At 65.1% G+C, this 14843-nt stretch carries 14 protein-coding genes; 2 read left to right on the top strand and 12 right to left on the bottom strand.

From position 1 onward, the window contains the following. Window positions 1-32 precede the first annotated feature (32 nt). The 10 genes from mutM to CH262_RS11180 all read right to left on the bottom strand — a co-directional run bounded on the left by mutM (window position 33) and on the right by CH262_RS11180 (window position 12190). Complete coding sequence (gene mutM, locus CH262_RS11135; RefSeq protein ID WP_094717603.1) at window positions 33-899, bottom strand: bifunctional DNA-formamidopyrimidine glycosylase/DNA-(apurinic or apyrimidinic site) lyase; 867 nt, start codon at window positions 897-899, stop codon at window positions 33-35. Next, window positions 899-1681 (bottom strand): ribonuclease III, encoded by a 783-nt coding sequence (gene rnc, locus CH262_RS11140; RefSeq protein ID WP_027496672.1) that lies wholly within the window; start codon window positions 1679-1681, stop codon window positions 899-901. Before rnc ends, mutM begins: the two co-directional genes overlap by 1 nt. Window positions 1682-1707: 26 nt before the next feature. Beyond that, entirely contained in the window at window positions 1708-1890 is a 183-nt protein-coding gene (rpmF, locus tag CH262_RS11145) for a 50S ribosomal protein L32 (RefSeq protein ID WP_032397784.1), read from the bottom strand. Next, window positions 1891-2499: a YceD family protein gene (locus CH262_RS11150; RefSeq protein WP_027496671.1), complete on the bottom strand. Its 609-nt coding sequence runs from the start codon at window positions 2497-2499 to the stop codon at window positions 1891-1893. 91 nt (window positions 2500-2590) lie between these two features. Continuing rightward, window positions 2591-3382, bottom strand: a complete 792-nt coding sequence (locus CH262_RS11155; RefSeq protein WP_045841865.1) for a DivIVA domain-containing protein — start codon at window positions 3380-3382, stop codon at window positions 2591-2593. A 167-nt stretch (window positions 3383-3549) separates the two neighbouring features. After that, window positions 3550-4038: a pantetheine-phosphate adenylyltransferase gene (gene coaD / locus CH262_RS11160; protein WP_027496670.1), complete on the bottom strand. Its 489-nt coding sequence runs from the start codon at window positions 4036-4038 to the stop codon at window positions 3550-3552. Between the two features lie 94 nt (window positions 4039-4132). Further along, window positions 4133-4705 (bottom strand): 16S rRNA (guanine(966)-N(2))-methyltransferase RsmD, encoded by a 573-nt coding sequence (gene rsmD / locus CH262_RS11165; RefSeq protein ID WP_094717604.1) that lies wholly within the window; start codon window positions 4703-4705, stop codon window positions 4133-4135. Next, on the bottom strand, window positions 4702-8118 hold the full coding sequence (locus CH262_RS11170) for a pyruvate carboxylase (protein ID WP_094717605.1): 3417 nt from the start codon (window positions 8116-8118) through the stop codon (window positions 4702-4704). Before CH262_RS11170 ends, rsmD begins: the two co-directional genes overlap by 4 nt. Before the next feature lie 110 nt (window positions 8119-8228). Continuing rightward, on the bottom strand, window positions 8229-10508 hold the full coding sequence (recG, locus tag CH262_RS11175; protein ID WP_027496667.1) for an ATP-dependent DNA helicase RecG: 2280 nt from the start codon (window positions 10506-10508) through the stop codon (window positions 8229-8231). Between the two features lie 14 nt (window positions 10509-10522). Continuing rightward, window positions 10523-12190, bottom strand: coding sequence for a DAK2 domain-containing protein (locus CH262_RS11180; RefSeq protein ID WP_094717606.1), 1668 nt, complete (start codon window positions 12188-12190; stop codon window positions 10523-10525). A 283-nt stretch (window positions 12191-12473) separates the two neighbouring features. Between CH262_RS11180 and rpmB the strand changes: the two genes are divergently transcribed. Further along, window positions 12474-12665 (top strand): 50S ribosomal protein L28, encoded by a 192-nt coding sequence (rpmB, locus tag CH262_RS11185; protein ID WP_008717389.1) that lies wholly within the window; start codon window positions 12474-12476, stop codon window positions 12663-12665. A 145-nt stretch (window positions 12666-12810) separates the two neighbouring features. Continuing rightward, window positions 12811-13605 (top strand): enoyl-CoA hydratase/isomerase family protein, encoded by a 795-nt coding sequence (locus tag CH262_RS11190; RefSeq protein ID WP_032366585.1) that lies wholly within the window; start codon window positions 12811-12813, stop codon window positions 13603-13605. A gap of 5 nt (window positions 13606-13610) precedes the next feature. Here CH262_RS11190 and CH262_RS11195 read toward each other — a convergent pair whose 3' ends face one another. Both CH262_RS11195 and CH262_RS11200 read right to left on the bottom strand, forming a co-directional pair. Next, entirely contained in the window at window positions 13611-14303 is a 693-nt protein-coding gene (locus CH262_RS11195) for a uracil-DNA glycosylase (protein ID WP_045841868.1), read from the bottom strand. Next, complete coding sequence (locus CH262_RS11200) at window positions 14300-14824, bottom strand: gamma carbonic anhydrase family protein (protein ID WP_094717607.1); 525 nt, start codon at window positions 14822-14824, stop codon at window positions 14300-14302. Before CH262_RS11200 ends, CH262_RS11195 begins: the two co-directional genes overlap by 4 nt. Window positions 14825-14843: the final 19 nt, after the last annotated feature.

The raw sequence follows: 14843 nt of genomic DNA on the forward strand, positions 1-14843 counted from the left end.
AGGAGTGGAGCCTGCGGAATGACCTTGTGCGGTCAGGTCCGGAGGTGTCGCGGCCGCGGCTGGCAGGTGGGGCAGCTGAACGAGGAGCGGTTCATGAATTTTTCGCGCCGGATCGGTGCGCCGCACCTCGAACAGGGCAGTCCTTCCTGCCCGTAGGCATCGAGCGACCTGTCGAAGTAGCCGGACTGCCCGTTGACGTTGACGTACAGCGCATCGAAGGACGTTCCGCCTTGAGCGAGGGCCTCCCCCAGCACCGCGTGGACCCCGGTCAGCAGACGCCGCAGCGCGGGACGCGTCAGTGTTTCTGCGATTCGATTGCCGTGAATCTTCGCGCGCCACAACGCTTCGTCTGCGTATATGTTGCCGACACCGGACAGCACGGTCTGGTCGAGCAGTGCCCGCTTGATCTCGGTGTGCTTGCCGCGCAACACGTTCACCACCGATTCGGCATCGAACAGTGGGTCGATAGGATCGCGGGCGATGTGCGCGACCGGTTCGGGTACCTGGGTCCCGTTCACCGTCACGATCGGAGCGAGTGCCCAACCGCCGAAGGTCCGTTGGTCGACGAAGCGGAGGTCGCTACCGTCGTCCAGGCGAGCTCGAATTCTCAGGTGCTTCTCGTCCGGGGCAGTGGGAGGCTGCACGAGCATCTGCCCGCTCATACCCAGGTGGACGACGGTCGCGAAATCGCCGGGTGCCATCACCAGCCACAGATACTTGCCACGCCGCTGGGCCGAAGCGATGCGCTGGCCCCGCAATTGGCCGATCAGATCGAGGCCGCCGAGGTCGTGTCGCCGCACGGCGCGAGGATGTAGCACCTCCACCGAGCGCACCGTCTTGCCGACCACGTGGGATTCCAGGCCGAGCCGGACCACCTCGACCTCAGGCAGTTCGGGCATCAGGAAGAGTCGGATGCGGAGTCGGCAACGACAGGAGTCTCGTTGTCCGACAACGAGTTCCACGCCGTGCTGGCAGCCTTCTGCTCGGCTTCCTTCTTCGACCGGCCCACCCCGACGCCGCGCGGGAATCCGCCGACGAGCACAGTGGCCGTGAATTCCTTGTCGTGGTCGGGTCCGGTGGACGAGATCTCGTACGCGGGGACACCCAGTGCACGTTCCGCAGTCAACTCCTGCAGGCTGGTCTTCCAATCCAGACCCGCACCGAGCTTGGGAGCCCGATCGAGCAAGCCGGCGAACAGTGTCAGAACCACGGTGCGGGCAACATCGATTCCGTGTTGCAAGTGGATGGCACCCAGCAAGGACTCCATACCGTCGGCCAAGATGCTGGGCTTGTCGCGCCCGCCGGTCTGCTCTTCGCCCTTCCCCAACAACAGATGACGACCGAGGCCGCCGTCACCGAGATCACGAGCCACCTCGGCGAGCGCATGCATGTTGACCACACTGGCTCTGATCTTGGCCAGCTGACCTTCGGACTTGGTGGGGTGCACCGCGTACAGGTGCTCGGTGACCGCCAAGCCGAGCACGGAATCGCCCAAGAACTCGAGCCGTTCGTTGGTCGGCAGACCACCGTGCTCGTAGGCGAACGACCGGTGCGTCAGAGCAAGCGTCAACAAGGGTTCGGACAGAGAAACACCGATAGCGGCGAGGAGCGACTCTCGGTCGTCCCCGCCGCTGACGGCAGTGGAGCTATTGTTCTGTGGCCCGCCGTTGTGTCGGTCCACTACTTCGTTTGTCACCTGAGCGGGAATCAGACCGCTGCGACGACCTGGCGGCCCTTGTAGGTACCGCACGAAGGGCACGCGATGTGGGGCAGCGTCTTCTCGCCGCAACCACGGTTGGGGCACGTCACGAGGGTGGGCGCAGTGGTTTTCCACTGTGCACGACGCGACCTCGTGTTGGAACGCGACATTTTGCGCTTCGGGACAGCCACTTACTTCTCCTCGGCTTCGTTGTTCACAAGTTCTGTGCTCGGTTCTGGATCCACGCCAAATTTGGCTGCAAGTCCAGCCCAGCGAGGATCAATTGTATCGTGACTGTGGCCGGATTCAGCAATCGCCAGGCGAACGCCGCATTCTGGGCACAATCCCTCGCACTCGTCACTGCAGACGGGGTGGAGTGGAAGCTCCAGACCGACCGCGTCGACGATGACGGGTTCGAGGTCTATCAGGTCGTCGACGATGCGGTGAATTTCGTCCGCATCCGTCGTCTCCTCGGTGATGCTGTTCGGGTAAGCGAACAGCTCGGTGAGGTAGACGTCGACATTGCCAGTGACCGGGTCGAGGCAGCGCGTGCACTCACCGGCCGTGGCAGCTCGCACGGAACCGGTGACGAGAACGCCCTCGGATACCGCCTGCAACTGCAGATCGAGCGAAACCGGTACACCGGCTTCGATGGCGATGGCATCGAGGCCGATTCGGGAAGGAGCCGGAACCGTCCGCTCGATGGTTTTCGTCGACCCGGGTCGACGACCGAGGTTGAGAATGTCCAGAACGAATCCTGCGTCCAGTTCGGGACGCGTCGTTCTCTTGGGCGGGGGCACGGCTGATCTTCCTTACTGTCGGTGTGCCTACTGTCGGTAAGCAACCACACAACGATACGCATCTGCGCATACGTGAGCAAATCGTGACGGGTCAGTGCCGACTACGACGTCCCTGGTCTGCACTTCCGTAGGAGGTGTCACCGTACGGTTCGTTGCCGTAGTCCGGGACGCCCGAGCCGGTGCGCAGCTGCTGCCGACCGCGACCCACCGACCGAATGGTGCCGCTGAGGAACTCCTCGAACTCTGCAAGCTTGGTGTCGACGTAGACGTCGCACTCGCTGCGCATCCGATCGGATTCGGCGTGTGCGCTGTCGATCACCCGAGCCGACTCGGCGTGGGCCGCCTGAACGACCTCCGTCTCCGAGACGAGCCGGTTCTGTTCGGCGGTGCCGTCTGCGACCGACCGCTCGTACGACGCCGTACCGGACTCGATCATCCGATCGGCCTCGGTGCGAGCGCGAACGGTCAGCGCCTCGTACTCACGCTGGCCTTCGAGAACCGTTCGCTCGGCCTCGGCTTCGGCATCGGCCACGAGCTGATCGGCATGCGCCGACGCTTCGGACACCATGCGATCGGCCTGGGCTTTGGCGTCGGCGAGAATGCGGTCCGCCGAGTCGCGTGCGTTCTCCACCGTGTCCTGAGCTTCGGCGTTCGCACTGGTGACGGTCTTCTCCGCCGTCGCCCGCGCGTCACCCACCAGCTTGTCGCGATGATCCAACACGTCCTGCGCATCGTCGAGCTCGCCGGGTATGGCGTCACGGACGTCGTCGAGCAGTTCCAGGACATCGCCGCGAGGGACGACGCACCCGGCAGTCATCGGAACGCCGCGCGCCTCCTCGACAATGGCGACGAGCTCGTCGAGCGCCTCGAATACGCGGTACACCGGTTACCCCAATCGTCGAATCTGCCACCGCGAACGCATCTGCTCCGCAGACGACACCCACAGTTCTTCGCTGTTCAGTCTGCCCGCCGATACGCCGGTCTGCGCTATACCCACCCGGTGTGTCGCCCTTTCGAACTACTGGGCCATCGAACTACTGCGCCATCGAACTACTGGGCGGCACGCTCGGCGATACGCGACATCAACCGGTCCTGCACGAACGGTGGCAACATACCGGTGACGTCTCCCCCGAACGTGGCCACCTCCTTGACCAACGAGCTCGACAGAAAACTGTGCGCCGGATTCGCAGGGAGGAACACCGTGTCCACTCCGGTCAGCGTCCGGTTCATCTGCGCCATCTGCAACTCGTAATCGAAGTCGACAGCACTCCGAAGACCCTTCACGATCGCCGAAAAGCCCTCTTGCCGTGCGTAATCGACCAGCAGGCCATACCACGAACCGACCCGAACGTTAGGCAGATGCTCGGTCGCGACCTCGAGCATCTCGATCCGCTCCTCGACGCTGAACATGCCCTTCTTGCTCTTGTTCACCATCACCGTCACCACCACCTCGTCGAAGGCGGCCGCCGCGCGCTCGAAGATATCCAGGTGACCGATGGTCACCGGGTCGAAGGATCCAGGACACAGTGCGCCAGTCATGCCCGCGAACCTATCAGCTCAGCCAGCTCATTCCGCAGGCTCCACTCCTGACCCAACCCGGTCATTCCGCAGGCTCCACTCCTGACCACTTCGGTCATTCCGCAGGCTCCACTCCTGCCCGGATTGCGATCTCGATTCGGCTCTCGCCGTACTTCTTGGACTTCTCCGGCACGAGCCCGGTCGGCCATACGGTCTCCGGCGAACGCGACGATCGTTCGAGCACGACCACCGCGTCGACCGAGAGCCATCCCCCGCTCACGAGCCGCTCGAGGAGGCCTGCCACGGCGGTATCCGTGACGGCGTACGGCGGATCTGCCAACACCAGGTCGTACGCCGCGTCGGCGGTGCCGGCCAGGACCGAGGCCACCGGCGCGCATTTGACCGATGCTCCGGTCAGGCCGACCGATTCGATGTTCTTGCGCACTACCGCGGCCGCCCGTGCGTCGGATTCGACCAGCACCGCCGACGCGGCCCCACGTGAGAGTGCTTCGAGTCCGAGCGCACCCGACCCTGCGAACAGATCCAACACCGCGGCCCCGTCGAGCTCCATCCGACTTTCGAGCGCACTGAACAGTGCCTCTCTAACCCGCTCCGACGTGGGCCGGGTGCCTTGGCCGGGGACCGCCAATCGACGACCCCCGGCAACGCCCGCGACGATCCGGGTCATTCGCTCCCGGCCTCTTCGCCCGTCGACCCCCCACCGATGACGACGAGCAGATCGCCGCCCTCCACCTGCTGAACGCCCGAGATCGCCAGACGAGTGACCGAGCCGCCCCGCGGTGCGGTGATCGCTGCCTCCATCTTCATCGCTTCGATCGTGGCAATGGTGTCGCCGGCCGAAATCTTCTGGCCCTCCTCGACTGCCAGGGTGACCACCCCGGCGAACGGAGCCGGAATGTGTCCGGAGTTGGAGCGGTCTGCCTTCTCGACCGTGGGTGCTTCGCTCGCGATGGACCGGTCGCGAACCGACACCGGACGTAGCTGCCCGTTCAGGATGCACATGACGGTGCGCATACCGCGTTCGTCCGGGTCGGAGATCGCTTCGAGACCGATGAGCAGTTCGACGCCCTTCTCGAGCGTGACTCGATGCTCCTCGCCCTGACGCAGACCGTAGAAGAACTGGTTGGCCGACAGTCGGGTCGTGTCGCCGTACTTCTCTCGATGAGCTTCGAGTTCCGCTGTGGGGCCGGGGAAGAGCAACCGATTCAGAGTGGTACGGCGTTGTGCCGACGTCCCGTCGAGGTTCTTCTCGTCCTCGTCGGTCAGCGGCGTCACCGGCTTGCCCGCACCACGGCCTTCGAGCGCCTTGGTGCGCAGCGGCTCGGGCCAGCCGCCGGCGGGTGTTCCGAGATCGCCGCGTAGGAACCCGACAACGGAATCGGGAATGTCGTACCGGCTGGGGTCCTCGGCGAATTCCTCGGCGGACGCATTCGCACCCACGAGCGCAAGAGCCAGATCGCCGACGACCTTCGAGCTCGGCGTCACCTTGGTCAATCGACCCAACATGCGGTCGGCCGCAGCGTAATTGGCTTCGACCGTCTCGAAGCGATCACCGAGACCGAGCGAAATGGCCTGTTGGCGTAGGTTCGACAGCTGGCCGCCCGGAATCTCGTGGGTGTACACGCGACCGGTCGGTGCAGGTAGCCCGGACTCGAAGGGCGCGTACACCTTTCGCACGGCCTCCCAGTACGGCTCGAGATCGCAGACGGCCTGCAGATCCAGCCCGGTGTCGCGCTCGGTGTGCGCAGCCGCGGCGACGATCGCCGACAGCGCGGGCTGACTGGTGGTTCCTGCCATCGCAGCACAGGCACCGTCGACCGCGTCGGCTCCGGCTTCCCAGGCCGCAAGGTAGGTAGCGAGCTGTCCGCCGGGAGTGTCGTGGGTGTGCACGTGCACCGGCAGGTCGAAGTTGGACCGCAACGCCGTCACCAGCGTCTTGGCCGCGGGGGCACGCAACAGACCCGCCATGTCCTTGATGGCCAGCACGTGCGCGCCGGCATCGACGATCTGCTCGGCCAACTTCAGGTAGTAGTCGAGCGTGTACAGGTTCTCGTTCGGATTGGACAGGTCGCCGGTGTAACTCAGTGCCACTTCTGCGATGGCCGTACCGGTTTCGCGCACTGCATCGATCGCCGGACGCATCTGATCGACGTTGTTGAGCGCATCGAAGATACGGAAGATGTCGATTCCGGTGTCGGTGGCCTCGGCGACGAAGCTACGGGTGACCTTCTCCGGGTACGGGGTGTATCCGACGGTGTTCCTGCCGCGCAGCAACATCTGAATCGCGATGTTGGGCACGGCTTCTCGCAAGCTCGCCAACCGCTCCCACGGATCCTCGTGCAGGAAGCGCAACGCCACGTCGTACGTCGCCCCTCCCCAGGCCTCGATCGAGAGTAACTGCGGCGTCGTTCGCGCCACGTACGGCGCTACGCCGAGCAGACCACTGGTGCGCACACGCGTTGCCAACAACGACTGATGGGCATCACGGAACGTGGTGTCGGTGACACCGAGCGCCTTCTGATTGCGCAGATCGCGGGCGAACCCCTCCGGCCCGAGCGCCAGCAGCCGTTGCCGGGAGCCGTCGGGAATGGGAGCCGAGAAGTCTATGTCGGGCAGCTTGTCGTGCGGGTACACCGGCGAGGGACGTTCCCCGTGCGGCTTGTTGACCGTCACGTCGGCCAGGTAGGTGAGGATCTTGGTGCCACGGTCACCCGAGGAACGCGACGTCAGCAGTTCCGGACGTTCCTCGATGAAGGAGGTGGTGACGCGTCCTGCGGTGAAATCGGGGTCGACCAGAACCGCCTGCAGGAACGGGATGTTCGTCGCGACACCGCGAATTCTGAACTCCGCCACCGCACGTCGAGCGCGCGCCACGGCAGTGTCGAAGTCGCGGCCACGACAGGTGAGCTTGACGAGCATCGAGTCGAAGTAGGCACCGACCTCGGCACCCAACGTCGTGCCGCCGTCGAGGCGCACGCCGGCACCGCCCGGGGTGCGGTAGGCAGTGATGCGGCCGACGTCGGGCCGGAATCCGTTGGCGGGATCCTCCGTGGTGATGCGGCATTGCAACGCTGCACCGCGCAACACGATGTTCTCCTGCTGCAATCCCAGGTCCGCCAACGTCTCACCGGAGGCGATACGCAACTGCGACTGCACCAGGTCCACATCGGTCACTTCTTCGGTGACTGTGTGCTCCACCTGAATTCGCGGATTCATCTCGATGAAGACGTGATTGCCGCGGGTATCGAGAAGGAACTCGACGGTACCGGCGCAGGAATAGCCGATCTGCTTGGCGAACGCCACGGCGTCGGCGCAGATCTTCTCGCGTAGTTCCTGAGGAAGGTTGGGTGCCGGGGCCAGTTCGATCACCTTCTGGTGTCGACGCTGCACACTGCAATCGCGCTCGAAGAGATGGACGACGTTGCCTTGGCCGTCGGCAAGAATCTGTACCTCGATATGACGGGGGTCGATCACTGCCTGCTCGAGGAACACGGTCGCATCGCCGAACGCCGACTCCGCTTCGCGCGCAGCAGCTTCGATGGACTCGCGTAGTTGCTCAGGCTCGGCCACGCGGCGCATTCCGCGGCCACCGCCACCCGCCACGGCCTTGACGAACAGAGGGAAGGTCATCGATTCCGATGCCGCGACCAATTCGTCGATATCGGACGACGGTTCCGACGACGCCAACACCGGTAGTCCCGCGGCCTTCGCAGCGGCGATCGCACGCGCCTTGTTGCCGGTCAGCTCGAGGACATCGGCGGAGGGCCCGACGAACGTGATGCCCGCCTCCACACACGCGGCGGCGAGATCCGGGTTCTCGGAAAGGAATCCGTAGCCGGGGTACACAGCATCGGCACCGCTGCGCTTGGCGGCGGCGACGATCTCGTCGACCGAGAGATACGCCCGAACGGGATGGCCCTTCTCCCCGATCTGATAAGCCTCGTCGGCCTTCGTTCGGTGCACCGAGTTTCGATCCTCGAACGGGAACACCGCCACCGTCGAGGCACCGAGTTCGTAGGACGCACGGAAGGCGCGGATAGCGATTTCGCCGCGGTTGGCAACCAAAACTTTGGAGAACATTGGCTCAACTTACCCGGCAGACACAGCCCCGGAGGCGTACTGATCCCACGATGCGGGAACTTTTGTTCAATTTCGGCTACTGAAACGGTGCAGTGCGGACTGCGACGGGGTCAGGACTTGTCGAGGTAGTCGATTCTGTCGGATCGCCACGCCGAACGCATCATCGACGCGATGCCGGGATTGTCGGCCAGAGACGGGTCCCGCGCGAACAACGACCGGGCACAATCCTGGGCGTCGGAAATGATGTCCTCGTCGTCGATGAACGAGAGCAACCGAAGTCCGGTCACCGTGCCCGACTGCGCGGCTCCCAACACGTCACCTTCTCGGCGGGTCGCCAGGTCCAGTTTGGCGAGCTCGAACCCGTCGTTGGTGGCGGCCACAGCCTCGAGCCGAGCGAACGACCCACCGCCCGGGCTGAGCCAGCTGATCATGATGCACAGCCCCTGATGCCCGCCGCGTCCGATTCGCCCACGCAGCTGGTGGAGCTGGCTGACGCCGAAGCGGTCGGCATCCATGATCACCATGACCGTGGCATTGGGTACATCCACGCCCACCTCGACCACCGTCGTGCAGACGAGCACGTCGATCTCACCCGCGTTGAATTCCGACATGGTGATGTCCTTGTCGTCACCGGACAGTCGACCGTGCAGCAGCCCCACACGCAGATCGGCCATCGGCCCGGCGGAGAGCGTCTCGTAGAGATCCACGGCAGCCGTCGTCTCCGGCCCGTCCTCCACTTTCGGCGCAGCCTTCTTCGCCGCTCCGCTCTTCTTGCCCGTGTCCGCATCATCGCCGTCACCGATACGAGAACAGACCACGTAGGCCTGTCGGCCGGCCGCGACCTCCTCGTGAATCCGTTGCCAGGCTCGATCCACCCATCCCGGTTTGGATCTGGCCGGGACGACGTTGCTGACGATCGGCGACCTGCCGCGCGGAAGCTCCGTCAGTACCGACGTCTCCAGGTCCCCCAGCGTCGACATCGCGATCGTGCGCGGAATAGGTGTCGCCGTCATCACGAGGAGATGCGGGCTGGTGTTTCCACGAGCCTTCGCGCGCAAGGCATCTCGCTGCTCCACACCGAATCTGTGCTGCTCGTCCACGACGACCATCGCGAGGTCGAGAAACTCGACCCGATCCTCGATGAGAGCGTGGGTGCCGATGACGATCCCGGCATCACCTGTCACGGCATCGAGCAGGGCCGATCGCTTTGCCGCAGTGGACATCGACCCCGTCAGCAGAGCCACCTTGGTGGCCAGCTCGTGCGATCCCAGCTCGCCACCGGCTGCCAGCGTGCCGAGCATCGATCGGATCGATCGCGCATGTTGGGAGGCAAGCACTTCCGTCGGTGCCAACAGTGCGCACTGGTGTCCGGCGTCGATCACCTGCAGCATGGCACGCAACGCGACGATGGTCTTACCCGAGCCGACCTCGCCCTGCAACAGACGCGACATCGGATGCGGGCCCGACAGGTCGTTGGCGATCTCCGCAGCAACCTGGTGCTGACCGACCGTCAACTCGAACGGCAGCCGGCGGTCGAACTCCGCCGCGATGCCGTCGGTGATCGGTGGGCACCGCGCAGCTACCCGGTCGGACGCGTCGCGTCGTCGGTCCGCGAGTACCAATTGAACAGCCAATGCCTCGTCGAACTTCAATCGTTCCCGGGCGGCGTCCTTGTCCGCCGCAGTATCGGGAAAGTGGACCGAACGCAGCGCGGCGTCGATGTCGATGAGGCCACGCTCGCGGCGCACCGATTCCGGCAGCGGATCGACCACGTCGTCCAGCTGGTCGAGAACCTGCCGAACGCAGCGCATGAATGTCCAGCTCTCGACATCTTTCGCCGCGGGATAGATAGGTACGAAGGCGCGGTCGAACACCGACATGTCGACGGCTCCGGACGAATCGACCGAGCCACGCGCCAGGCCGGCCAGCGTGCCACCGCCGACGATGCGACCCGCGGGGACGATGGCCCCGTCGTTGTCGTCGCCCCCGAGGATCACGTAACTGGGGTGGGTGAGGTTCCACCGCCGACCGAAATACTTGACCTTGCCCGAGAACATGCCCCGCCGCCCGGGCACGACCACGTGTTTGAGCTTGTGCGGGCTGAAGAACGTGGCTTCGATCCGCTGCCCGTCGGCCGCAAGGGTGACGGCAAGGAATTGACCGTTGCGGTTCTTCATCGAACGCAGGGTGGCCGATTCCACGGTGGCGACGATGGTGATGTGTTCCCCCTCGGGGGGTTCCTTCTCGCCGAGCTCGGAACCGTGCGTCATGTAGCGATGCGGGTAGTGCCGCAGCAGGTCTTCGACGGTATGGATGCCGAACACCTCGGCCAGCGGTGCCGCAGCCGCCGCTCCGAGGACATCGTCGAGCCGATCCACCAGCGTTGCCATAGTTGCGAGATTCCCTATTCCACTCCGAATTGCACGAGATCCCCGGGCTGCCCGCCCGGGTAGACCACCACGTCGACGCCGGGATGCGCACCCGCCACATAGTCGGCGAGCCGACCTCCGAGATCCGCAGGAGCCAGCGCCCCGAGCAACACCGTCACCATCTCACCGCCGGTGGCCAACAGCTGGTCCAGCAGTCTGCATCCGGCATCGAGCGGATGCTCGGCAACGATCACCACTTCCTGCCCGGCCAGACCGAGACAGTCACCCGGCTCGCACATGCCGACCCAGGTCAGCGAGCGTTGCTCGGCGATGCGCAACGAACCCCACCTCGTCCCCGCTGCAGCATCGGACATCGCGAACGCGTCGTCGACGGCTGCCCTGGCCGCGTCGTGCACTGCGAGCGCAGCCAACCCCTGCACCATCGCCGAGCACGGCAACATCGACACGTCCTTACCGTCGGCCCTGGCCGCAGCACCGACGGCAACGAGCTCCTGAGCGGACAGCGCCCCGTTCGGCAGCACCAGAACCTCGCGGTGCTTCATGCCCACGATGGCGCGATGCAACACCGACGAATCGATGGGCTCGTCGCATCGCACCACCGTCGCACCTTCCTGTACGTAGAGAGCCGCGGCACCGTCACCGGCGACCAGGGCCAAAATATCGCGACCCACCGACATAGCCTCGGGCTCGTGCTCACCGACGTTCGCGTCGACGGCGTACTCGGCCAGTCCGAAACACGAGATGCGCACTCCTCGAATACTTCCCGCCGCGATCCCGCACTCGACGGCACCGCCCGGGTCGGTGGTGTGCACATGAGCGGAGTACGCCCCGGAGCCGTCTCCGGCAACCACGACCGAATCGCCGAGGTCCGACAGCGCTGCACGCAGCGCTGCCGCGCGGGTGTCGTCGATGCCGGGGACGACGTAGAGAACCTCGTAGCCGAGCGGCCGGGACTGCGAACGAGCCGCCGCCCCGTCGGAGGCTCCGGGTGCGTTCGAAACACCGTCCTCGATCACCCGTTCGTGGTCCTGAGGACGGCGATAGCGTCGCCTCGGCGGGGTGCGGCCGGTCACGACCTCGACCAACGCGTCGAAGATCACCGACAACCCCAGCGCCCCCGCATCCACGACGCCCGCCTCTCGCAACGGTGCGAGTTGGTCCGTCGTGCGATCGAGAGCGCGAGCGGTGGCCTCCGCGATATCGACCACCAGCGTGGCCAGATCGACGTTCGCGTCGTGGGCAGCGGCCTCGTGGGCAGCGGCTTCGAGCACCGTGAGCATGGTGCCCTCGGCGGGGACACTGACCGCGCCCGCCACCAGAACTCGTGCACGCCGCAACATGGCCTGGATCGACACGGTGTCCAGCGGACCGTCGGCTGCGGCCTCACCCACGGCGCGCAGGAGTTGCGAGACGATGACCCCGGAATTTCCTCGCGCGCCCGATACGGCTCCCACCGCCAGAGCCCGTCCGATCGCACCCGCGCCTGCGGCCGGCCCGGCACTGCGCATGGACTCGACCGCAGCCCGGAACGTGAACATCAGGTTGGTGCCGGTATCGGAGTCCGGAATCGGGAAGACGTTCAGTGCGTCGATCTCGTCGCACCGAGCAGTGAGGGAATCCACACAGCGATAGGCCCACCGGCGCAGGTCCGAGGCATCGATGGATTCGAGTACGTCGACCACCTCGAGCGCCTCCCCTGCGTTCCGTCCGTACCTGCGCCCGGGCCCGACGATGTCGGCCGCGGACAGTGCCCGAAGCTTAGTCGGGCAGAATCGTCAGCGCGGCGCGCGTGAGCCGGTACACCTCGTCTGCGGTGGCGGTTTGGTGATTGGGTGGGACGCCGCTATTCTTGCAGGGTTGCCTCGAGGCGATCTTCACGCATTGCAATCCTTGCATCTGCTCGTAGTTCGTTTCGATGTCTTCGACCACATGTAACGCTCAACATCTAACAAGGAGTTCGCGACTATGGCTGCCGTCTGCGACGTATGCGCCAAGGGGCCCGGCTTCGGTAAGTCGGTCTCGCACTCGCACCGACGGACCAACCGTCGTTGGAACCCGAACATTCAGACCGTTCACGCTCAGGTTGCGCCTGGCAACTCCAAGCGCATGAACGTGTGCACCTCCTGCTTGAAGGCAGGCAAGGTGGTTCGGGGCTGATTTCGGCCCCGCTCTTCGATTTCCTCCACGGCCTCGACCGCGTGCGAGAACTGTGCCCCGCATCCACTCGGATGCGGGGCACAGTTGTCTGTCGATGTTCCTGCGCATTCGGGCAAACAGTTGGACGTCCGATAGAGTGCCGAACGTGACTCATTCGGACAGCGAAAGCTCGAGCAAGGTCAGCATCGAAGACGGAGTGCTGCACATCGTCGTCGCCACCGAGGCGGGCGGTTCCTCCCTCGACCTGGACGGCATCACCTCGGGAACGCAGGCACTGCACGAGGTGAACACCGGTGCCACATCTGTAGGAAGCGTCCTGCTCATCGGCCGCGGGCCGAACTTCTGCGCCGGCGGCAACGTACGGGACTTCGCCGGTGCCGACGATCGCGGTGCCTTCGTCGGCTCGGTTGCCGATGCGTTCCACGCCTTCGTTCGCGAACTGGCAGCAGTGACGGTTCCCATCGTCGCTGGTGTACACGGCTGGGCGGCAGGTGCAGGCATGAGCCTGGTGTGTCTCACCGACATCGCGATCGGCGGACCGTCGACCAAGCTTCGACCGGCCTACCCCGCCATCGGGTTCACGCCGGACGGTGGCATGTCCTGGACCTTGCCCCGCATCGTCGGATCCGGCCACGCGATGGACATCCTGCTGAACGATTCGATTCTCAACGGTGAGGATGCGGTGCGCCTCGGAATCCTCAGCCGCCTCGTGGGCGACGACTTCGTCGACAGCGAGGCCGAACGACTGGCCCGAACCCTCGCCGTCGGACCCACCTCGGCGTATCAGGGAATCAAGAAGCTGCTCGCGGCGTCCGACACCGCTACTCTGGCAGAGCAATTGGATGCCGAGGCCGCCTCGATCTCGGCGGCCGCAGTCTCACCTGCAGGAGTGGAAGGCGTCGACGCATTCGTCGAGAAGCGTCGCCCCGATTTTTCCTGAGCCGGTCACGGCAACGTCCAGTCGATCGGTTCGTCTCCGCCCTCGACCAACAATTCGTTGGCGCGACTGAAGGGCTTGGATCCGAAGAATCCCCGTGATGCGGACAGCGGTGACGGATGGGCCGACTCGATGTACGGCACCGATCCCAGCATGGGTTTGAGCGTCGCCGCGTCACGGCCCCAGAGAATCGCCACCAGGCCAGGAGCCCGGGGATCCTCGGCTCTGTCAACAAGAGCACGAATTGCCTGCTCCGTCACCGCTTCCCAGCCCTTCTTGCGGTGCGACGCCGCTGCGGACGGTTCGACCGTGAGCACTCGGTTGAGCAGCATCACACCCTGCTCCGCCCACGGCGTGAGATCACCGTTGCTGGGCGTCGGCAGACCGAGATCGTCCGAGTATTCCTTGAAGATGTTGGCCAGACTGCGCGGAACGGGACGCACGTCGGGGGCGACCGAAAAGCTCAGCCCCACTGCATGACCCGGGGTCGGGTACGGGTCCTGGCCCACGATCAGCACCCGAACCCGGTCGAACGGGTACCGAAAAGCACGCAGAACGTTCTCGCCGGCAGGGAGGTAGTGCTTTCCGGCGGCGAGCTCGGCTCGCAGAAAGTCGCCCATCGCAGCAACATTCGTCTCGACCGGAGCCAAGGCACGGGCCCAACCCGGATCCACGCTCTCGGCGAGCGGGCGGGCCGTCATCGGTCGATCCGGCGCAGCGCGTCGCGGTAGTACGCGGCGTTCGCGGAGTACATCTGCACGTTGATGTCCACGTGCCCCTCCGGAACCTCGAAGCCCTCACGGATTTTCGCGGGAACACCGAGCGCCATGCTGCGTTCGGGAACGACGAACTTGAACGGCACCACCGCACCCGCACCCACGATGGAGCCGGCCCCGATCTTCGAGCCGTTGAGCACCACGGAACCCGATGCAATGAGGCAGTTGTCGCCGATGGTCGCACCCTCGACATGCGCATTGTGACCGAGAACGCATCCGGCACCGATCACGGTCGCGTCGATGGGGGTGCAGTGGATGACGGTCCCGTCCTGGATGTTGGTGCCCGCACCGACGGAGATCGTGCCGTAATCGGCTCGGAGCACGGCCGTCGGCCACACCGACGATCCCGCCGCCAAGGTCACCGCTCCGATGACGACTGCATCGGGATGGACATAGGCGTCCGGGTGAATATCGGGTTCGCGGTCGCCGAGCGCGTAGATAGCCATCCTTGCAACTTAGCCGACT

It is taken from the genome of Rhodococcus sp. 05-2255-1e (assembly GCF_002259025.1).
GTDB classification, from domain to species: domain Bacteria; phylum Actinomycetota; class Actinomycetes; order Mycobacteriales; family Mycobacteriaceae; genus Rhodococcoides; species Rhodococcoides fascians.

What these genes read in the sequence shown, in the direction of transcription:
- CH262_RS11170 (WP_094717605.1), bottom strand. Translation starts at nt 8,118, where the DNA reads ATGTTCTCCAAAGTTTTGGTTGCCAACCGCGGCGAAATCGCTATCCGC.
- rsmD (WP_094717604.1), bottom strand. Translation starts at nt 4,705, where the DNA reads ATGACCCGGATCGTCGCGGGCGTTGCCGGGGGTCGTCGATTGGCGGTC.
- rpmB (WP_008717389.1), top strand. Translation starts at nt 12,474, where the DNA reads ATGGCTGCCGTCTGCGACGTATGCGCCAAGGGGCCCGGCTTCGGTAAG.
- recG (WP_027496667.1), bottom strand. Translation starts at nt 10,508, where the DNA reads ATGGCAACGCTGGTGGATCGGCTCGACGATGTCCTCGGAGCGGCGGCT.
- CH262_RS11195 (WP_045841868.1), bottom strand. Translation starts at nt 14,303, where the DNA reads ATGACGGCCCGCCCGCTCGCCGAGAGCGTGGATCCGGGTTGGGCCCGT.
- mutM (WP_094717603.1), bottom strand. Translation starts at nt 899, where the DNA reads ATGCCCGAACTGCCTGAGGTCGAGGTGGTCCGGCTCGGCCTGGAATCC.
- CH262_RS11200 (WP_094717607.1), bottom strand. Translation starts at nt 14,824, where the DNA reads ATGGCTATCTACGCGCTCGGCGACCGCGAACCCGATATTCACCCGGAC.
- coaD (WP_027496670.1), bottom strand. Translation starts at nt 4,038, where the DNA reads ATGACTGGCGCACTGTGTCCTGGATCCTTCGACCCGGTGACCATCGGT.